The sequence below is a fragment of the Mesorhizobium sp. WSM4844 genome (assembly GCF_055811775.1).
In genome coordinates this window covers 108,941-126,553 of record NZ_JBVVQB010000003.1, presented here as the reverse complement: position 1 = coordinate 126,553, position 17,613 = coordinate 108,941, and the positions used below count along the sequence as shown (strand labels likewise).

Sequence of the window (17,613 nt, the reverse complement as noted above, 5' to 3'; positions counted from 1 at the left end):
CTTGGCACCCCCGCACTCCGTCCAGCACCCCTCATCCGTCTCGGCGCTGCGCGCCGATCCACCTTCTCCCACAAGGGGAGAAGGAGATCTCCGCCAGCTCAAAACCACTCCAGTTTCGCCCGCACTTTCTCCAGAAACGCCGCCCTCGACTTCGGTGTCGACGCATCCATCAGGTAGTGCGCCAGAAAGAACGTCCTGCAGCGGGTGGCGCAGAGCGCCCGCATGCCGCGCAGGATTGTCTTGCGTCCCGGCTGGCCGACGACGACGCTCCACCAGGTCGGTGCGCCGCAGGTCGTGATCACCCCGATCTTCGTCACATGCCTCACCAGTGACTGGATCCGTCCCTTGCCGGCCGGCAGTCGGAAGGCGACGTCGGTCGCCCAGACCCGGTCGAGCCAGCCCTTCAGCATCGCCGGCAGCCCGTACCACCATGTCGGATAGATGAAGAGGATTGCCTGGGCCCAGTTGAGATTTTCGATATGCGGCTTGAGCGCCGGATCCTGCGGGGCGTGCTCGTTATAGAAGCGTCGCTCGTCGCAGCCCATGACCGGATCGAAATTTTCCGCATAGAGGTCGAGCAGCCGCACCTCCCAGCCTCTCGCCTCCAGCACCTCGATGGCACTATCCCGGATCGCGGCGCAAAAGCTTTCCGGGACCGGATGGCAATAAACCACCAGGACCCGCATCAGAAGGCATCCATGCTGGCGGCGACCTTCGCCGTAAATCTCTTCCGCGTCTCATCGGTCGACAGGTTCATCGAATAATGCGCGAGATAGGACACCGAGGCGCCTGGCTTGACCGTCGCGCGCAACACACGCTTGACCAGCTTGCGCGGCGGGTCGCCCATCAGCATGGCGTGGAGCCGGCTGCCACCATAGGTGGTGACCGCCGCCAGCTTGCGGATGTTGTGCAGCGAAGGCTGCACCTTGCCATTGACCAGCTTGAAGGAGACGCCGGGCAGGAAGACGCGGTCGAAAAAGCCTTTCAGGATCGCCGGATAGCCGTAGTTCCACACCGGAAACGACAGCACCAGCGCCTCTGCCCGCAGCAGGCGCTCGACATAGGGCGCTGCCGGATCACCGGCGCCGCGCTCGTCGTGATAACCGAGCCGCTCGGCCCGTGTCAGCCGCGGGTCGAAATCCTCGGCATAGAGATCGCAGTCGTCGACGGTGTGACCGGCGGCCGTCAGCCGCTCGACGATCGTCCGGTGCAGACCGGCGTTGAAGCTGGTTTCGACCGGGTGGGCATAGAGCACGAGGATTTTCACCGAAGACCTCGCAGGTCAGCGCGACAGCGCCACACGCTCGTCATCGTTCACCCCGCCTTCTGCAACCCCTTGAACAGGAACGACTTGCCCGAGCGATAGTCGTAGTCAGGGTTTTCCCAGGCGATCATCTTGCCGGGATTGAGCAGCCCTTGCGGATCGGTCTCGCGCTTGAAGGCGAGCTGCACCTCGTCCGTCTGCTTCATGCCGCCCTCTTCCAGCGTGTAGCGGTGCGGATTGAAGACCCAGCAGCCATTGTCTTCATGGATGCGGATGATCTCGTCGAGCCGCTCGGCCGTGGTGAAGCGGACCAGCGGCAGTCCGGCGACGCCGATCGCGCCGTCGAAGCGGATGAATTCGAGATGAACCGGCACCTCGTCGCCGAAGCGGTCGATCATCGCCTTGACGTAAGCGAGGTGATCCGGCGAGGGATAGCGGGTCTGCAGATAGGTAATATCAGGGTCGACCCTGATGGCGCGCAGTGTCGTGTGGTTCCAGGTCAGCTCATAGGCCGGCGGCAAGCCCTTGAGATCGGCCTCCTTGTCGGCGCGGAAGACGATCTCGCCCTTGCTGCGCGCCGTGAGGGCGACAAAGGCGTCCATCGCCTGCGGTGCGATCATGCAGACGACGATGCTTTGCTCGCGCCGGAAGAATTTCTGGTGCCGCTTGAAATAGTCGTAAGGGATCGGCGCGGCGATCGGCGTGATCAGCTTCGCCAGGATGCCGTCCTGAATGGCGAGATCGTTGCCGAAGCCGGCCGCATCCATGAAATCGTCGAAGCCGACGATGACGTCGATCCAGTCGTAGGATGCGGTCAACGGCATCTCGACCTCGGTGATGATGCCGTTGGTGCCGTAGGCATGCATCACCTTCAGCACCTCCTCGCCGGCAAGATCCATGATGCGAGGCTCCGCCTCCATCGTCACGGTCCTGAGCCGGATGACGTTGCCGAGGTCGCGCAGCCCGCCCCAGCGGATCGAGCCGATGCCGCCCGAGCCGCCGGCAACGAAGCCGCCGATCGAAGCGGTGTTATAGGTCGACGGCGACATCCGAAGCTCCTGGCCGGAATGGGCGCGCGTCGCCCTGTCGATGTCGGCGAGGACGGCACCTGGACCGGTCACGACGCGGCCGGGCGATATCGTCTTGATCGTATTCATCTCGGCGAGATTGAGCACGACGCCGCCGGACAAGGGCATCGCCTGACCGTAATTGCCGGTACCGCTGCCGCGCGGCGTCACCGGAATGCTATGCCGGTGGCACGCGGCAAGCACGCGGATCACCTCGTCCTCGGTCTTTGGCGTCACGATCAGGTCGCCGGTCACGTGATCGAGCTGTTGCTTCAGCACCGGGCTGTACCAGTAGAAATCGCGGCTCTTCTGCTGGACGATCGCCGGATGGTCGTCGATCTTCAGACCTTCGAGATCGCGTATGAGCGCAGCCAGGTCCATCATCGCACCATCAGATCGTCGAGTTCGGCATAGTCGGGCAATTGGCGCTCGATGGCGCGGCCGTCCCGCACCACGATGCGATCCGATTCGGGCCGCGACAGCAATTCCGTCCAGTTCCGCCCCCTGAAGACGACGAGGTCGGCGCCACCGCCGGCGGCAAGCGTGCCGAACCCGTCGAGCCGCATCACCCTGGCCGGCGTCGAAGTCACCGCTTGCGGCCAGTCGCCGACCGGGTGATCGAAATGCAGGATACGCGTCGCCATGCGATAGACCTCCAGCATGTCGAGATCGCCATAGGCGTAGAACGGATCGCGGGTGTTGTCGGAGGCGACGGCGACGGGAATGCCGCGCGCCTTCATCTCGTGCAGCAGCGTCACGCCGCGCCAGCGCGGCGTGGTGTTGTCGCCGCGCCGGTCCTGCAGATAGAGATTGCACATCGGCAGCGACACCACGGCGAGCCCCGCCTTCGCCATCTTGTCCAGCGTGTCGAGCACGTCGAGATCGGGCTGGCGTGCCAGCGAGCAGCAGTGGCCGACGAGGATGTTTCCCTCAAACCCGTTCCACAGCGCCGCCTCGGCGATCTTCTTCAGCGAGATCGCCGAGATGTCGTCGGTCTCATCGGCATGGAAATCGAGGTCGAGGCCATGCTTGATCGCCTGCGCGAAAACCCGATCGAGAAGTTCTTCCAGATCCGGCAGCATATAGGTGACGACGCCAAGCACGCCGTTGGCCGCAGCGACGCGTTTGGCCAGGCTTTCGAACCATTTCTTGTCGCGCACGCCTTCGATGCCGAGCAGGCAGGCGGCCTGCAGCTCGATGCGGCCACGCCATTTCTCCCGTACCGTCTCGAACACCGGCCAGGAGATCTCCTCCTGCGGTGCGACGCTGTCGAGATGGGTGCGCAAAGCCCTTGTGCCGTGCGCGTAGGCGCAGCGCAGCGAAAAATCCATGCGGCGAGCGACGTCCTCGGCGCTCCAGCGGGCAGCACGGTCGGCGCCGGTGGCGTTCAGCGCACCCATGAAGGTGCCGTCCGGATTGGGTTTCCGAGGCCAGATATGGCCTTTGTCGATATGGGTGTGGCAGTCGACGAAGCACGGCATGACAATACGGCCGCCGAGGTCGACGGCGCCTGCGGGTGAATTGGATGGGCGATATGCGGCGATGCTGGCAATCCTGCCGTCGGCGACGGCGATGTCGGTGAGCGCGAAGCCGTCTGCATCGAAGGCTGCGGCAAAACCCGGCGTCAAAGATGAATGAAGCCGGACGTTGGAAAGTACGAATTGGCCGGTTTCGGGGATCATTTCTGAGGTCATCGCTGCCCCTCATCTGCCTGCCGGCATCTTCTCCCCGTGAACGGGGAGAAGGGGGCTGACGGCAGCCTTGGCGCTCGTTCTGCAACGCTGGCGGTTGGCGAAACCGTCGATGAAGGCGCCCTTCTCCCCGTCTCTATACGGGGAGAAGTGCCCGGCAGGGCGATGAGGGGCAGCGCCAACGCCGGAAAGGACCACAGACAGTTTTTGCCTTGAACACGACCCTCCATCATCGCTCCTGCTTCAGCGCACTCTCGTGCCAGCGTCGCAGGATCAGGTGCGAGATCAGCGACAGCACCAGGAAAATCAGAATGCCGGTGAACGAGATCAGGATCAGCGCCGCGAACAGCCGCGGTGCGTTGAGCCGGTAACCGGCCTCGATGATGCGCGAAGCCAGCCCCGACGACTGTCCGGTGGCCCCGGCGACGAACTCCGCCACCACCGCGCCGATCAGCGACAGGCCGCCGGCGATCTTCAGCCCGCCGAGGAAATAGGGCATCGCCGCCGGCAGGCGCAGATAGCGCAATTGCTGCCAGCGGGTTGCGCCATTGAGCTTGAACATGTCGCGCAGGTTGCGGTCGACGGAGTTGAGGCCGAGCGTCGTGTTGGACAGGATCGGGAAGAAGGCGACGATCCAGGCACACAGCAGAAGCTTGGTCGTCTGGTTGTCGACATAGATGTTGATCAACGGAAAGATCGCGACGATCGGCGTCACCTGCAGCACGATGGCGAACGGGAAGAACGACATCTCCACCCATTTCGATTGCGTAAACAGCACCGCCAGCCCGACACCGCCGATGACGGCCAGAAGCAGGCTGAGGAAGGTGATCCTGAGCGTCACCAGCAGCGAGGAGAACAGCAGCCCGGCATCGTCGAACAGCGTTTGCAGCACCACAGCGGGGCGCGGCAGGATATATTTCGGGATGTCGTTCCAGACGCAGATGCGGTCCCACAGCCAGATCGCCAGGACCATGATCGCCAGCGGCAGCAGCCATCGGCCGATCCGCTCGAGCCGCTCCTGGCGCACGCGACGCGCCTCCTCTGGATCCAGGGTTACGGCAGTATGATCAATGGCCGTCATGATGCGGTCCGGCGGTTGAGTTGATGGCGCCGATCAGCACATCGGACGCCTGGCGGCAGAGCGCGGCATAGGCGGACGAGGTGCGGAAGGCTTCGTTGCGCGGATAGGACGCATCGATGGCGAGTTCTTTGAAGACCCTACCCGGCCGCGCCGCCATGACGACGACGCGGCTGGAGAGGAAAACGCTTTCGAAGACGCTGTGGGTGACGAAGACGACGGTAAAACGCTCGTTCTGCCACAGTTCCAGGAGATCGTTGTTGAGCTTGAAGCGGGTGATCTCGTCCAATGCCGCAAATGGCTCGTCCATCAAAAGCACGCGCGGCTTGGTCACCATGGCGCGGGCGATCGAGACGCGCATCTTCATGCCGCCGGACAATTCGCGCGGCACGGCTTTCTCGAAGCCGGTCAGATGAACCCGCGCCAGCATCTCCATCACGACAGGCGCAGCCTTGGCCCGCGACACGCCCTTCAGCCTGAGCGGCAGCCAGACATTGTCGAAGACGTCGGCCCACGGCAGCAGCGTCGGTTCCTGGAAGACGAAGCCGATGTCAGAGCGATCGGCAGCGCTGCTGCCGCGCCAGTCGAGCAGGCCGGAGGTCGGCGTTGCAAGACCGGCGATGAGGCGCAAGGCCGTTGACTTGCCACAGCCGGACGGGCCGAGAAGGCTGAGGAAGTCGCCTTCCCGGATCGTCAGGTCGACGTCGCTGAGGGCTGTCACGCCGTTGGAAAAGACTTTGCCGACGCCGCGCAGCGCCAGCAGCATCGGACCTTTGCCCGATGCGCTTGCCGGCGCTTGCGCCACTTTCTCCTGCATCATGCCCGGGTGCTATTTCTTCAGGTCGATCCCGACGCCCTTGTTGACGAAGGCCAGTGTGTAGGACTTTTTGATGTCGACGTCGGCCGGCACGACCTTGGCCTTGACCATCTTGTCGTAGAAGCTCTGGATGCGCGCGTCGGTCATCGCGCCGATGCCGAGTTTTTCCGTATCGCCGGAATCGACGATGCCGAATTTCTTCATCTGCTCGATCGAGAACGCGATCTGCTCGTCGCTGATGTCGGGGTTGTCCTTCTTGATCGCCGCGTTGGCGGCAGCGTTGTCGCCGTAGAGATAGTTGTACCAGCCCTTGGCCGAGCCATCGACGAAGCATTGAACCACCTCCGGCCGCTTGTCGATCGTCGCCTGCATGGTCTCGATCGTCGTCGCATAGGTGTCGAAGCCGTAGTCGGCGAGCAGGAACAGATTGGGCTGGAAGCCGCCTTCCTTGGCGACGGCGAAGGGCTCCGAGGTCACGTAACCCTGCTGGATCGACTTCGGATTGGCGATGAAAGGTGCGGGGTTGAACGTATAGGGCACGCGCTTGGCCGGATCGAAGCCGAACTCCGTGATCATCCACTGGAAGTAGCTCTGTGCACCTTCGTCGCCGATAATGTACTGATCCGCGTTCTTCAGATCCTCCCACCTGTCGAGCCCCTGACCCGGATGGCTCATGATCACCTGCGGCTCTTTCTGGAACGAGGCGGCGACGACGCGCAGCGGAATCTCCTGCTGCACGGCGTCGAAGGCCTGCAGCATGTTGCCGCCCATGTAGAAGTCGATCTTGCCGGCAAGCAGCAGCGGCCGGCCACTGACCTGCGGGCCACCTTGCATGATCGTCACGTCGAGCCCGCACGCTGCATAGGTGCCATCAGCCACCGCCTGATAATAGCCGCCATGCTCGGCCTGGGCGAGCCAGTTGGTGCCGAAGGTGATCTTCTCGTTTGCTGCCGCGTTCAGCGTGCTTGCGGCAAGCAGCACGATCGCGCCAGCCGAAATCTTGAGTTTTCCGTCCATCCACACCACCCTCAGTTGGCTCTGGCGCGCCGCGCGCCGAGCTCGACACCATCGATTGAAGAAGCAAGACACATGCCATCGCCCGGACCGCCCGCCTTGCGCAACAGTGGCGCGCGAAAGCCGGACCGGTCATGCCGTACCGGGGGCATCGTGCCTATTTTTTGAACGCCTGTCCACAATCGCCCTGATAGTATGCACTGCATCTTGAGGGCTCGCCCAATCCGGCTTTACGCTGGCAGCAGACTGGAGATTTTCATGTTCAAATTCCTGACGCCGAAGTCGATCAAGCCGCCCTTTGCCCGCTACAGCCATGGCGTCGAGGTGCCGCCCGGCAAGCGGCTGGTGCTGTGTTCTGGCCAGGTCGCCATCACGCCGGACGATAAGATCCCGGAGGATGCCGGCGCGCAGGCCGAGCTCTGTTTTCAAAGCATCGCAGCGATTCTCGGCGACGCCGGGCTTGGACTTTCCGACATCGTGCGCATCAACGCCTATGTCACCGACCGCGTCTTCCTGAAACCCTATATGGACGTGCGCGATCGCCTGTTCACCAGCCCGGCGCCGGCTTCGACGCTGATGATCGTGTCCGGTTTCGCGCGGCCGGAATTCAAGGTCGAGATCGAGGTCATCGCGGCAGGGTGAGGAGCAGGCTGGAATCGACATGCCGTTGATCTCCAGTTACACGACAAAGGCTGGTGCTGCCCCTCATCCGCCTGGAAGCGCTCCAACGCTGGCGACCCCCCTCTCCCCGTCTCTATACGGGGAGAGGGTACGGGTGAGGGGCAGCGCCAACGCCGCCAGTTTGCTCGAGGTTTCAAAATGACCGTTGCAACGAAACGCGTGTGGTGGGGCGACTACCGGACCACGGAGTACGCCACCATCGACCCGGAGGCGACGATCGCCGTTCTGCCGGTGGCGGCGATCGAACAGCACGGGCCGCATCTGCCGGTTTCGACCGACAGCTCGATCATGAACGGCATGCTCGAAACGGTGATCGCGCGCCTGCCTGGCGATCTCGACATCCGCATCTTGCCGGTCCAGGCGGTGGGCAAGTCGAACGAGCACCTGCATGCGCCGGGAACCCTTACATTGCCGGCGGCGACCTTGATCGAGGCCTGGACCGAGCTTGGCCTGTCGGTCGCCCGGGCCGGGTTAAGGAAGCTGATCGTCGTCAACTCGCATGGCGGCAACGAGGAGATCATGGGCATCATGACGCGAGAATTGCGCGTGCGGGCAAAGATGCTGGCGGTGAAGACGAGCTGGCAGCGCTTTGGCCGGCCGGCCGGCTTGTACACCGAGCTTGAGGATAGCCACGGCATCCATGGCGGCGATGTCGAGACCTCGCTGATGCTGCATTTCCGGCCGGATCTCGTCGACATGGCAAAGGCCGACAATTTCGTGTCCAACGTCGCCCGCGCCGAAAAGCAATTTTCGCTGCTGCGCCACACCGGAACGCACGCCTTCGCCTGGATCGCCACCGATCTCAACCCGAACGGCGTGGTCGGCGACGCCAGCATTGCAACGGCCGAAAAGGGCCGGCTGACCGCCAACCATCAAGCCGACGGTTTCATCAGCCTGTTGAAGGACGTGCGCAAGGCCAAGCTTGCAGATTGGCTGGCCTAGGAGGCTTTTCGCCAGCGCCGCGCCGCCCCTCACCTGCCTGCCGGCATCCTCTCCCCGTAAACGGGGCGAGGGGCGCCCTCATCAATGTTTTCGCCTATCGCCGGCATTACAAAAAAGGCGCCAGCGCGGCGGCCAGCCCCTTCTCCTCAAGACTAGGATCAGCCGTCGATCTTCAGCTCGAAAGGCGTGCCCTCGAAGGCCTCGGCGCCGCGCCCGATCGCCTCGATCGCACCGGTCATGCGGCCGTTGCGATCGAGCAGCGCGTCGGCGACCGCGATCAGCCGCGGATTGGGTGTCGCCGTCGGCGACAGTGCACGCAGCGTCTCAGCCAACTCGACCTCGCAGCGCTGCGGCGCCAGTGCCGCCGCGATGATGTAGGCCGAGGCCGTCGACCGGCTGATACCGGCATAGCAATGCACGACCAGCGGCCTTGCGCGATCCCATCGGCGCGCGAAATCGAGCAGGTTGCGAACATGCGCCTCGCCCGGCATGGTCATGCCCTCCTGCGCCACCGCGATATCGTGCATGACCAGATGCAGATGGTTTTCCTGGGCGATCGACGCCGGCCGCGTCACCTCGGTGCCGGCGGCCAGCAGCGAAAGCAACCGCTCGGCCCCGGTCTTCGCGACGGTTTCCTCGACTTTTGAAAGCGAACAGACATGGATCATTGCTGGACCTCGCTGGTGTTATCGTGGCGCTGTTGCGCCCAGTCGGCAAGAGCCGATTCGAGCCGCTGCCATTCCTCGCCCCCGCCCGGCAGCCCGGCGCGCAGCACCTCCGGCCGGCCGGAAAAATGCCGAAGCAGGATGCCGCGCTCGCCAAGCACCGAAAACAGAGAGGCGGCGTCGCTCAGCCTGATATAGTGGAACAGCGTGGTGCCGCCGTCGACCGGGACACCGAAGCGGCCAAACAGCGCATCGAGCCTCGCTGCATCCTTGGCCAGACGGTCCCGCATCTCGGCCTGCCAGCCGCTGTCGGCAAGCGCGCGGATGCCATATTCGAGCGCCGGACCGGCAACCGCCCACGGCCCGAACTGCGCCTCCAGCCGTTCGACCGTCAGCGCGTCGGCCAATGCAAAGCCGAGCCGCAGGCCGGCAAGACCAAAAAACTTGCCGAAGGAGCGCAGCACGACGATGCCGCCTTGCTCGACATCGCCGGCCAGGCTCTCGCCAATTGGTCCGACATCCATGAACGCCTCGTCGACGACCAGCAACCCGCCTCTGGCGCGCAAACTTTCGGCGAGCGCAAGCAGCTTCTTGCGTTCGACGATGCGTCCGTCCGGATTGTTGGGGTTGACGACGATGGCAAGGTCGGCTCCTGCCAAGGCCTCGAAATCGTCGGTCTCCGTCACCGCATGGCCGGCGATTGCCGCCGCCCGCTGATGTTCGGCATAGGTCGGCCCGAGCACCAGCGCCTTGCCGGGACTGACCAGCGAAGCGACGCGCGGCAACAGGATCTGCGTGCCCGGCGCTGCCACCACATTGGCCGCCGACGGCGCGCCATAGGCGCTTGCCGCGACATCGGCCAGATCACGGACCCGCGCAGCTTCCGGCAATCTCGACAGGGCGGTGGCGGGCAGCTCGAAAAACGGATAGGAGTGCGGATTGATACCGGTCGAGAGGTCGACGAAGGGCTGCGGCGCATGCGGAAAAAGCGCCCTCGCCCGGCCAAGGCTTCCGCCGTGATCCACCACTGCCGCCGCTCCATCAAGAGACTTCATGTCGATCCTGATCGCTTTCCTGTCACTGCTTGTTGAATTCGCTGTCGGCTATCCCAGCTGGCTGCTCGGCGCCATCGGCCATCCCGTCACCTGGTTCGGCAGGCTGATATCCTTTCTCGACCGCAGGCTCAACCGCGATGCTGATTCCGACGCCCTGCGCCGCCGGCGCGGTGTTCATGCGCTGCTGATCATCGTGCTGGTGCCGGCCACCATCGCATTCGCTGTGGAAACCATGCTTGCGGGCATTCCAGCCGGATTGATCTTCACCGCGCTCCTGGCGACATCGCTGCTGTCGCAGAAGAGCCTGGCCGAGCATGTCGAGGCGGTGGCCGACGGACTCGACAATGGCGGACTCGACATCGGTCGTGTTGCCGTCTCGCAGATCGTCGGCCGCGATCCGGAGAAGCTCGACAGAGCCGGTGTCTGCCGCGCGGCGATCGAAAGCCTGGCCGAGAATTTTTCCGACGGCGTCGTCGCGCCGGTCTTCTGGATCGGCGTCGGCGGGCTGGCCGGCGGCGTCGCCTACAAGGCCGCCAACACCGCCGATTCGATGATCGGCCACCGCACGCCGCGCCATGAGGCTTTCGGCCGGGCGGCGGCGCGCTTCGACGATCTGATCAACCTGCCGGCGTCGCGGCTGACCGCGCTGCTCATAGTGCTGGCCGCCTTCCTCGTCAAAGACGCCGATGCCGGCAACGCCTGGCGCACCGTGCAGCGCGACGCGAAAAAGCACCGCTCGCCGAATGCCGGCTGGCCGGAGGCCGCGATGGCCGGCGCGCTCGGCCTGGCGCTGGCCGGGCCGCGCTCCTACGACGGCGTCATGGTCGACGACGCGTTCATGGGTGAAGGCGGCCGCCGCGATGTCGAGAGCGTGGACATCAGACGAGCGCTAAGACTCTATCAGCTTGCCGACTTTCTGCTGATGGGACTGTTCGGCTTGCTGTCGGTGATCGTCATCGTTGCGTGACTGCGGCCTCCCCTTCTCCCCTTGTGGGAGAAGGTGGCCGCGAAGCGGCCGGATGAGGGGTGTTCCAGCTGGTACCGACGGCGCTCCGTCCAGCACCCCTCAACCGTCTTGGCGCTACGCGCCAATCCACCTTCTCCCACAAGGGGAGAAGGAAGAAGAGGCGAACGAAACCTCAAAACTCTATGCCTTGCTGCGCTTTCACGCCGGCGGAAAAGTGATGCTTGGTTACGCCCATCTCGGTGACCAGATCGGCGGCATCGACCAGCGCCGGCTTGGCGTTGCGGCCGGTGACGACGATATGCAGGTTTTCGCGGCGGCCCTTCAGCGCCGCCACCACCGTGTCGAGATCGAGATAGTCATAGCGCAGCGCGATGTTCAATTCGTCGAGTACCAGCAGGCTGATCGATGGATCGGCCATCAGCTCGAGCACCTTGGCCCAGGCAGCCTCGGCGGCGGCGATGTCGCGCTTCAAATCCTGCGTTTCCCAGGTAAACCCCTCGCCCATCGTGTGCCAGACGACCCGGTCGCCGAAAGCGGCAAAGGCGTCCTTCTCGCCGGTATGCCATTTGCCCTTGATGAACTGGACGACGCCGACACGCCTGCCGTAGCCGAGCATCCTCAGCGCCAGCCCGAAGGCGGCAGTGGTCTTGCCCTTGCCGGGCCCGGTGTTGACGATCAGCAGTCCCTTCTCGACCGTCTTGGCCGCGACCTCGGCGTCCTGCACCGCCTTGCGCTTGGCCATCTTGGCGCGGTGGCGTTCCTCGTCCCTGTCGTCGATCTCGGTCATATCACTTCACCTTGAGCGGCAGTCCCGCCACCATCAGCAGCACCGTGCCGGCGACGGCGGCGACCTGCTGGTTGAGCCGGCCGGCGGCATCGCGAAACCGGCGGGCAAGCGCGTTGTCGGGCACGATGCCCTGCCCGACCTCGTTGGAAACCACGAACCACGGCCCGCGCGGCCGCGACAGCACATCCGCAAGCCCTCGGCATTCGGCCTCAATGTCGCGTTCGGCCAGCATGTGGTTGGACAGCCACAGCGTCAGGCAGTCGATCAGGACGGGCCGCCCGTCAGGCAGCGCCTCGATCGCGCCGACGAGATCGAGCGGCGCATCGACGGTCGTCCAACCGTCGCCGCGCCGTGCTCGGTGTAGCGCGACGCGTTCGCGCATCTCGTCGTCATAGGCTTGCGCCGTGGCGATATAGGTCCACGGCGCCGGACAGTCCGTCACCAGGCTTTCGGCATGCGCGCTCTTGCCCGAGCGTGCACCGCCGACGACCAGGGTCAGCTTGCTGCCTGGAGCAGCGCGATCAGGCAAGGCTGTCGCGCAGGCCGGTTGCGGCGCCGGTCAAGCGGCCGCGCACCAAGCCGACGACAGCGCCGAGCACCAGCCAGAACACCAGATTGGTCAGCGTCACCGCCACCACGAACTGGTGGTGCAGGCCTTCCGGGATCGGCGATTCGAAACTGTCGGGCTGCGGCGCGCCGACGATATGCGGCGCCACGATCAACGCCACCGCAATCACCGCCAGCGGCAATGACTTGCGAAAGGCGAGCAGGCCGAGACCGGCCGCGGTCGCCACCACCGTCGCCGTCCACCAGATCTGGCGCTGGGCGAGATCGGCCGCCGGCATCGCCGGCAGTTCGGGCGGCAGGCCAAGGTTCGGGGCCAGCGTGAACACGGCAAAGCTGGCAAGGCCCCAGAACAGGCCCTGTCGCCAATTGCCGATGCCGCCGGCGAATTCCGAAGCGGCGACCAGGATCAGCGCAAAACCGATGCCGGTGACGACGTTGGCAACGACGTTGAAGGCGAAGCGCTCGAAGCCATCGGCCGGAGCCCAGCCTTCCTCTTCCGCGGTGGCTGCTTCAGCCGGCACGGCGCTGCTCATGGCATTACTGCCTGCTGCGGCCGGCGACAAACCATGGTCATGCGTGTGACCACCGCCGGCCTGTTCGTAGACTTCCGCCTTGAGGATGAGTGGCACCGTGGCGTAGGCCTGCATGCAGGCGAGAACGACGCCGGCCACTAGCCCTGCGATCGCCGCGATGAACACGACGTTGCGAAACAGTGTCATGGTGTCAGCCCCTCGTCAGTGGCAGGGAAAGCCCATCGAATGGCGATAGTCGTGGGCGGCATTGTGGACCGCATCGATATGCGAGAAGCCGACAAAACCCATGACGAAAACGCCGAGAAATGCAGCAAGCGCCAACTGCACGAAGCGCGACTGCGAGGAGACGGAAGCGCCGAGCGAGACGGAAGCGGTATTCATGTCTTGTCCTTTCGCCCTCCACCCGAGGGCATAGAAGTCAGTTCTCCTGTCGCCGGCAGGTCTCCTGGCTCGCGGATCAGCGCCCTTCCCCACCTTCCCGAAGAAGCTCTTCCCGAAGAAAATCTTCAGTGGCATATGGAGAGGACTACCGCACACAGTTGCGGGGGCAGCCACGGCATCGGGCGAATTTTGCCCCTACCGCATTCCCTCTTGGTTCCAAAACGGAACCGACGACGGCTGCGACTATAGGCAGAATCGCCGCGCCCGGCAAACCAAATTCCGCCAGCTAGCAGCGCGAATGCGCCGTCTCTCGTGGGCTCTTCCTTCTCCCATTGTGGGAGAAGGTGGCCTCGCGAAGCGAGGTCGGATGAGGGGTGTTCCAGCTTGGCACCAACAGCGCTCCGGCCAGCACCCCTCTTCCGTCTTGGCGCTGCGCGCCAATCCACCTTCTCCCACAAGGGGAGAAGGAAGAAGGGCGGCGCCTGTCTTCTTTTGTCCGGGGCAACCATGATAGTCGTCTTGCAGCACTGAATCAGAATTGCGAGACCATGACCATTCCTACGCCGGCCGTTCAGGACCGATCCAGGCGCATCATCGCCATCGACGTCGCCCGCGGCTTCGCTTTGCTTGCCATGGCGAGCTACCATTTCACCTGGGATCTCGAATTCTTCGGCTACACCGATCCCGGCCTGACTGCCTTTGGCTGGTGGAAATTCTACGCGCGCTGCATCGCTTCGACCTTCCTGTTCCTGGTCGGCGTCAGCCTGTTCCTCGCCCATGGCAAGCAAATCCGCTGGAACGGCTTCTGGAAACGCTTCGCCATGGTCGGCGGGGCGGCGCTCGCCATATCGGCCGCCACCAGGCTTGCCACACCCGACAGTTTCATCTTCTTCGGCATCCTGCACGAGATCGCGCTCGCCAGCCTGCTCGGCCTGGCGTTTCTGCGGCTGCCGGCGCTGCTGACGCTGGTTGTCGCAGCTTTCGTCATCACCGCGCCGCTCTACCTCAGGTCCGAGATCTTCGATCATCCGGCCCTGTGGTGGGTCGGCCTGTCGGCAACCAACCCGCGCTCCAACGATTATGTCCCGCTGTTTCCATGGTTCGGCGCTGTGCTTGCCGGCATCGCAGCGGCAAAGCTTGCCTTCGCCTCCGGCATGCTGACGCGGCTGGCGGGCCTGACGCCCGGCCGCTGGACTAATCCGCTGGTCTTTATCGGCCGGCACAGCCTCGCCTTCTATCTGATCCACCAGCCGGTGCTGATCGGCTCGGTCTGGCTGATTTCGCAAGTCATGCCGGCAACGGTCGAAACCAGGCAGGTCACCTTCCTGAAAGAGTGCCAGGCATCGTGCGAGCAATCGCGCGACACGGAGTTCTGCAGCAGCTATTGTGTCTGCATGCTCGATACGCTCGAGGGCGAGGCCACGCTTGATCGGCTCTACCGAAACGACCAGGCTGCGGAATGGAAGGCGCATCTCGACGAGCTCGCCGGCGCCTGCACTGCCAAGGCCGACGGCACTTTGATGGAGGGAGGAGCACAATGACCGACCATCAGCAGAAACCGGGCCAACAGAAACCGGGACAGCAAAAACCGGGGTTTATACCGTGGCCGCCGCTGATCTATGTCGCGGCCATCGCCGTCAGCATCGCGCTTGGCTTGCTTTATCCGCTGCCATGGATCGGCGGCCTTTTGGGCGACATCCTGTTCGCGGCCGGCTGGGTGGCATTGTTCGGCGTCGTCGCACTCTGGTTCACGGCGATCCGCATCATGATCCGGGCAAAGACGACGCTCCACCCGAACGCCGTGCCGGACCATCTGGTTACATCGGGCCCCTTCGCCGTCAGCCGCAATCCGATCTATCTGGCCAACACGCTGCTGATGATCGGCGTCGCCCTTATCTCGGGGAACGTATGGTTCCTGCCGCTGGCGATCATCGCCGCCTTCGCAACGCAGAAAATGGCGATCGAGGGCGAGGAAAAGGTTCTGGCAACGAAATTCGGCAAGAAATACCGGGATTACGCAAAAAGGGTGCGGCGCTGGATTTGAGGCGGCAACCGATCAGGTGTTGACGCCGAGTTCCACCAGCCGCTCGACGCACGACTCTTCGGCCTGGTCGAGTTCGGCCAGGGTCTCTTCGAGATCGCGGCGCTTCTGGCGCAGATCCTCGCGCTTTTCCTCGATGCGCTTGATCATCAGGTTGAGCTGACCGACCTCGCCGGGCGGCTCCTTGTACATCTGGATGATTTCGCGGATCTCGTTGATCGAAAAGCCGAGCCTCTTGCCGCGCATGATCTGGCGGATCAGATGCCGGTCCGACGGGCGAAATAGCCGCGTGCGGCCGCGCCGCACCGGCTGCACCAGCCCCTCGTCCTCGTAGAAGCGCAGCGTCCGCGTCGAAACGTCGAATTCGCGGGTCAGTTCGGTTATCGAATAATATTCCCGCATCATCACTCCAAATGCCCGGCCGCGCTGCGGGTTCCAACCATGCGGCCTCGCTATCCGCACGCGTTTCAGAATCGGCCGGAGGCTGTTCCAAAATCTCGCATGGCATTTACGTAAAAGTCAATTGAGTGGCATCGCTCACACGCCGAACCACCATGTGGCGAGGCCGAGAAAGGCAAAGAAGCCGACGACGTCGGTGACCGTCGTGACGAAAACCGCCGAAGCCACGGCCGGGTCGATCTTGAACCGGTCGAGCAGCAGCGGGATCAGGATGCCGGCCAGTGCGGCCACGAACATGTTGATGATCATCGCCGCGGCGATGATGCCGCCCAGATTGGGATCGTGGAACCAGGCGGCCGCGACGATGCCGATCAGGATGGCGAAGATGATGCCGTTGATGAAGCCCACCCCCATCTCGCGGCGGATGATGCGGCCGGCATTGTAGATGTCGAGGTCCCGCGTCGCCAGCGCCCGCACCGTGACCGTCATGGTTTGCGAGCCGGCATTGCCGCCCATGCCTGCCACGATCGGCATCAGCACGGCCAGCGCCACGATGTGCTCGATCGTGCGGTCGAACAGGCCGATCACCGAGGCCGCCAGGAACGCCGTCAAAAGGTTGACGAGCAGCCACGGAACGCGCGAGCGCGAGGTCGAAAGGATGCTGTCCGACAATTCTTCGTCGCCGACACCGCCCATGCGCAACAGATCCTCCTCGGCTTCCTGCTGGATAACGTCGACCACGTCGTCGATGGTCAGCACGCCGACCAGCCGCTCGTTCTCGTCGACGACGGCAGCGGAGAGAAGGTCGTATTGTTCGAATTCGCGCGCCGCCTCCTCCTGGTCCATCGTCGCCGGAATGGCGTGCCTGGTCTCATGCATGACCTCTTCGACCTTGATCGAGCGCTTGGTGCGCAGGATCTGGTCGAGGTCGATGGCGCCGAGCAGCTTGAAGCTCGGATCGATGACGAAAATCTGGCTGAAGCGGTCGGGAAGGTTGTTGTCCTCGCGCATGTAGTCGATGGTCTGGCCGATCGTCCAGAATGGCGGCACCGCGACGAACTCGGTCTGCATGCGGCGACCGGCGGTCTCTTCGGGATAGTCGAGCGAGCGGCGCAGCCTGATCCGCTCGGTGAACGGCAGTTGCGACAGGATCTCGTCCTGGTCTTCCTTTTCGAGATCCTCGAGAATGTAGACCGCGTCGTCGGAATCGAGGTCCTGCACACCCTGGGCAATCTGCGCGTTGGGCAGGCTGTCGACAATGTCGCGGCGGATCGCCTCGTCGACCTCGGTCAGCGCGGAAAAATCGAAGTCGGCGCCCAACAATTCGACCAGCGCGCGGCGCTGTTCGGGATGGAGCGCCTCGATCAGGTCGCCGAGTTCCGATTGGTGCAGGTCGTCGACCTCACGCTTCAGCGTCAGCGTGTCGCGATCGGCGATCGCGGCGCCGATCTGGGCAAGGAACGACGACAGAATGGCGCCGTCCTCGCCATAGATGTCGGCGCTGTCCTCAGCAGTCCTGGCGCCGGTCGTCTGTTCGTCCTGGCCTTCCACCAGCGCCTCCCGCCATCAGAATTCCGGAAAAGCTGCGTGTTAGGTCTAGCGCATGACCATGGAAATCGGAATCGATTTCCAGAAAGGATCATGAGCAGCGTTAAATTGCTACA

20 protein-coding genes and 1 riboswitch are annotated in these 17,613 nt (G+C 63.9%); of the genes, 5 read left to right on the top strand and 15 right to left on the bottom strand.

The window, feature by feature from the left end; genetic code table 11:
• Window positions 1–98: 98 nt before the first annotated feature.
• From AC0L2A_RS04320 to AC0L2A_RS04290, 7 genes are all read right to left on the bottom strand, one after another.
• The gene (locus AC0L2A_RS04320) at window positions 99–686 is read right to left on the bottom strand and encodes an NAD(P)H-dependent oxidoreductase (RefSeq protein ID WP_473607710.1); all 588 of its coding nucleotides are present in this window, start codon (window positions 684–686) and stop codon (window positions 99–101) included.
• Window positions 686–1,267, bottom strand: coding sequence for an NAD(P)H-dependent oxidoreductase (locus AC0L2A_RS04315; protein ID WP_473607709.1), 582 nt, complete (start codon window positions 1,265–1,267; stop codon window positions 686–688). The genes AC0L2A_RS04320 and AC0L2A_RS04315 overlap by 1 nt, the downstream gene beginning before the upstream one ends.
• A gap of 47 nt (window positions 1,268–1,314) precedes the next feature.
• Entirely contained in the window at window positions 1,315–2,712 is a 1,398-nt protein-coding gene (locus tag AC0L2A_RS04310) for an FAD-binding oxidoreductase (RefSeq protein ID WP_473607823.1), read from the bottom strand.
• Window positions 2,712–4,013 carry a cytosine deaminase gene (locus tag AC0L2A_RS04305; RefSeq protein ID WP_473607821.1) on the bottom strand — a complete coding sequence of 434 codons (1,302 nt, stop codon included), beginning with the start codon at window positions 4,011–4,013 and terminating at the stop codon, window positions 2,712–2,714. The genes AC0L2A_RS04310 and AC0L2A_RS04305 overlap by 1 nt, the downstream gene beginning before the upstream one ends.
• Window positions 4,014–4,251: 238 nt before the next feature.
• Window positions 4,252–5,103, bottom strand: coding sequence for an ABC transporter permease (locus AC0L2A_RS04300; RefSeq protein WP_473586595.1), 852 nt, complete (start codon window positions 5,101–5,103; stop codon window positions 4,252–4,254).
• Window positions 5,090–5,920: an ABC transporter ATP-binding protein gene (locus AC0L2A_RS04295; protein ID WP_473607708.1), complete on the bottom strand. Its 831-nt coding sequence runs from the start codon at window positions 5,918–5,920 to the stop codon at window positions 5,090–5,092. Before AC0L2A_RS04295 ends, AC0L2A_RS04300 begins: the two co-directional genes overlap by 14 nt.
• 9 nt (window positions 5,921–5,929) lie before the next feature.
• Window positions 5,930–6,934: an ABC transporter substrate-binding protein gene (locus tag AC0L2A_RS04290; RefSeq protein WP_023798892.1), complete on the bottom strand. Its 1,005-nt coding sequence runs from the start codon at window positions 6,932–6,934 to the stop codon at window positions 5,930–5,932.
• 255 nt (window positions 6,935–7,189) lie between these two features.
• Here AC0L2A_RS04290 and AC0L2A_RS04285 point away from each other — a divergent pair, with 255 nt between their 5' ends.
• Both AC0L2A_RS04285 and AC0L2A_RS04280 read left to right on the top strand, forming a co-directional pair.
• Window positions 7,190–7,573, top strand: a complete 384-nt coding sequence (locus tag AC0L2A_RS04285) for a RidA family protein (RefSeq protein ID WP_473586592.1) — start codon at window positions 7,190–7,192, stop codon at window positions 7,571–7,573.
• Between the two features lie 177 nt (window positions 7,574–7,750).
• Entirely contained in the window at window positions 7,751–8,554 is an 804-nt protein-coding gene (locus tag AC0L2A_RS04280) for a creatininase family protein (RefSeq protein ID WP_473607706.1), read from the top strand.
• Between the two features lie 158 nt (window positions 8,555–8,712).
• On the opposite strand, the gene AC0L2A_RS04275 is transcribed toward AC0L2A_RS04280, so the two are convergent.
• Both AC0L2A_RS04275 and cobD read right to left on the bottom strand, forming a co-directional pair.
• Window positions 8,713–9,222: a tyrosine phosphatase family protein gene (locus AC0L2A_RS04275; protein ID WP_091594393.1), complete on the bottom strand. Its 510-nt coding sequence runs from the start codon at window positions 9,220–9,222 to the stop codon at window positions 8,713–8,715.
• On the bottom strand, window positions 9,219–10,274 hold the full coding sequence (gene cobD, locus AC0L2A_RS04270; RefSeq protein WP_473607705.1) for a threonine-phosphate decarboxylase CobD: 1,056 nt from the start codon (window positions 10,272–10,274) through the stop codon (window positions 9,219–9,221). The genes AC0L2A_RS04275 and cobD overlap by 4 nt, the downstream gene beginning before the upstream one ends.
• On the opposite strand from cobD, the gene cbiB reads away from it, so the two are divergent.
• The gene (gene cbiB / locus AC0L2A_RS04265; protein WP_473607703.1) at window positions 10,273–11,241 is read left to right on the top strand and encodes an adenosylcobinamide-phosphate synthase CbiB; all 969 of its coding nucleotides are present in this window, start codon (window positions 10,273–10,275) and stop codon (window positions 11,239–11,241) included. The genes cobD and cbiB overlap by 2 nt on opposite strands.
• Window positions 11,242–11,413: 172 nt before the next feature.
• Here the strand turns inward: cbiB and cobO are convergent, their stop codons facing one another.
• From cobO to AC0L2A_RS04245, 4 genes are read right to left on the bottom strand one after another with little or no spacing between them, the layout of a single operon-like run.
• Window positions 11,414–12,028, bottom strand: a complete 615-nt coding sequence (cobO, locus tag AC0L2A_RS04260) for a cob(I)yrinic acid a,c-diamide adenosyltransferase (RefSeq protein WP_473607702.1) — start codon at window positions 12,026–12,028, stop codon at window positions 11,414–11,416.
• Between the two features lies 1 nt (window position 12,029).
• Window positions 12,030–12,527 (bottom strand): bifunctional adenosylcobinamide kinase/adenosylcobinamide-phosphate guanylyltransferase, encoded by a 498-nt coding sequence (cobU, locus tag AC0L2A_RS04255; protein ID WP_473607820.1) that lies wholly within the window; start codon window positions 12,525–12,527, stop codon window positions 12,030–12,032.
• Between the two features lie 22 nt (window positions 12,528–12,549).
• Window positions 12,550–13,314: a CbtA family protein gene (locus AC0L2A_RS04250; RefSeq protein WP_473607700.1), complete on the bottom strand. Its 765-nt coding sequence runs from the start codon at window positions 13,312–13,314 to the stop codon at window positions 12,550–12,552.
• A gap of 15 nt (window positions 13,315–13,329) precedes the next feature.
• On the bottom strand, window positions 13,330–13,509 hold the full coding sequence (locus AC0L2A_RS04245) for a CbtB domain-containing protein (protein ID WP_023798882.1): 180 nt from the start codon (window positions 13,507–13,509) through the stop codon (window positions 13,330–13,332).
• 37 nt (window positions 13,510–13,546) lie between these two features.
• A riboswitch (cobalamin riboswitch) is annotated at window positions 13,547–13,756 on the bottom strand.
• Between the two features lie 301 nt (window positions 13,757–14,057).
• On the opposite strand from AC0L2A_RS04245, the gene AC0L2A_RS04240 reads away from it, so the two are divergent.
• Both AC0L2A_RS04240 and AC0L2A_RS04235 read left to right on the top strand, forming a co-directional pair.
• The gene (locus tag AC0L2A_RS04240; RefSeq protein ID WP_473607699.1) at window positions 14,058–15,050 is read left to right on the top strand and encodes a heparan-alpha-glucosaminide N-acetyltransferase; all 993 of its coding nucleotides are present in this window, start codon (window positions 14,058–14,060) and stop codon (window positions 15,048–15,050) included.
• The gene (locus tag AC0L2A_RS04235; protein ID WP_051407790.1) at window positions 15,047–15,553 is read left to right on the top strand and encodes a methyltransferase family protein; all 507 of its coding nucleotides are present in this window, start codon (window positions 15,047–15,049) and stop codon (window positions 15,551–15,553) included. The genes AC0L2A_RS04240 and AC0L2A_RS04235 overlap by 4 nt, the downstream gene beginning before the upstream one ends.
• A 12-nt stretch (window positions 15,554–15,565) precedes the next feature.
• Here the strand turns inward: AC0L2A_RS04235 and AC0L2A_RS04230 are convergent, their stop codons facing one another.
• Window positions 15,566–15,952 (bottom strand): MerR family transcriptional regulator, encoded by a 387-nt coding sequence (locus AC0L2A_RS04230; RefSeq protein ID WP_023685221.1) that lies wholly within the window; start codon window positions 15,950–15,952, stop codon window positions 15,566–15,568.
• Window positions 15,953–16,087: 135 nt separating this feature from the next.
• Window positions 16,088–17,500, bottom strand: coding sequence for a magnesium transporter (gene mgtE / locus AC0L2A_RS04225; protein WP_473607698.1), 1,413 nt, complete (start codon window positions 17,498–17,500; stop codon window positions 16,088–16,090).
• Between the last annotated feature and the right edge of the window lie 113 nt (window positions 17,501–17,613).

Coding starts and splice junctions, on each gene's coding strand:
- AC0L2A_RS04295 (WP_473607708.1), bottom strand. CDS start 5,920: ATGATGCAGGAGAAAGTGGCGCAAGCGCCGGCAAGCGCATCGGGCAAA.
- cbiB (WP_473607703.1), top strand. CDS start 10,273: ATGTCGATCCTGATCGCTTTCCTGTCACTGCTTGTTGAATTCGCTGTC.
- AC0L2A_RS04310 (WP_473607823.1), bottom strand. CDS start 2,712: ATGGACCTGGCTGCGCTCATACGCGATCTCGAAGGTCTGAAGATCGAC.
- cobO (WP_473607702.1), bottom strand. CDS start 12,028: ATGACCGAGATCGACGACAGGGACGAGGAACGCCACCGCGCCAAGATG.
- AC0L2A_RS04230 (WP_023685221.1), bottom strand. CDS start 15,952: ATGCGGGAATATTATTCGATAACCGAACTGACCCGCGAATTCGACGTT.
- AC0L2A_RS04320 (WP_473607710.1), bottom strand. CDS start 686: ATGCGGGTCCTGGTGGTTTATTGCCATCCGGTCCCGGAAAGCTTTTGC.
- AC0L2A_RS04240 (WP_473607699.1), top strand. CDS start 14,058: ATGACCATTCCTACGCCGGCCGTTCAGGACCGATCCAGGCGCATCATC.
- AC0L2A_RS04285 (WP_473586592.1), top strand. CDS start 7,190: ATGTTCAAATTCCTGACGCCGAAGTCGATCAAGCCGCCCTTTGCCCGC.
- AC0L2A_RS04250 (WP_473607700.1), bottom strand. CDS start 13,314: ATGACACTGTTTCGCAACGTCGTGTTCATCGCGGCGATCGCAGGGCTA.
- AC0L2A_RS04245 (WP_023798882.1), bottom strand. CDS start 13,509: ATGAATACCGCTTCCGTCTCGCTCGGCGCTTCCGTCTCCTCGCAGTCG.
- cobD (WP_473607705.1), bottom strand. CDS start 10,274: ATGAAGTCTCTTGATGGAGCGGCGGCAGTGGTGGATCACGGCGGAAGC.
- AC0L2A_RS04275 (WP_091594393.1), bottom strand. CDS start 9,222: ATGATCCATGTCTGTTCGCTTTCAAAAGTCGAGGAAACCGTCGCGAAG.
- AC0L2A_RS04305 (WP_473607821.1), bottom strand. CDS start 4,013: ATGATCCCCGAAACCGGCCAATTCGTACTTTCCAACGTCCGGCTTCAT.
- AC0L2A_RS04290 (WP_023798892.1), bottom strand. CDS start 6,934: ATGGACGGAAAACTCAAGATTTCGGCTGGCGCGATCGTGCTGCTTGCC.
- AC0L2A_RS04235 (WP_051407790.1), top strand. CDS start 15,047: ATGACCGACCATCAGCAGAAACCGGGCCAACAGAAACCGGGACAGCAA.
- AC0L2A_RS04300 (WP_473586595.1), bottom strand. CDS start 5,103: ATGACGGCCATTGATCATACTGCCGTAACCCTGGATCCAGAGGAGGCG.
- AC0L2A_RS04280 (WP_473607706.1), top strand. CDS start 7,751: ATGACCGTTGCAACGAAACGCGTGTGGTGGGGCGACTACCGGACCACG.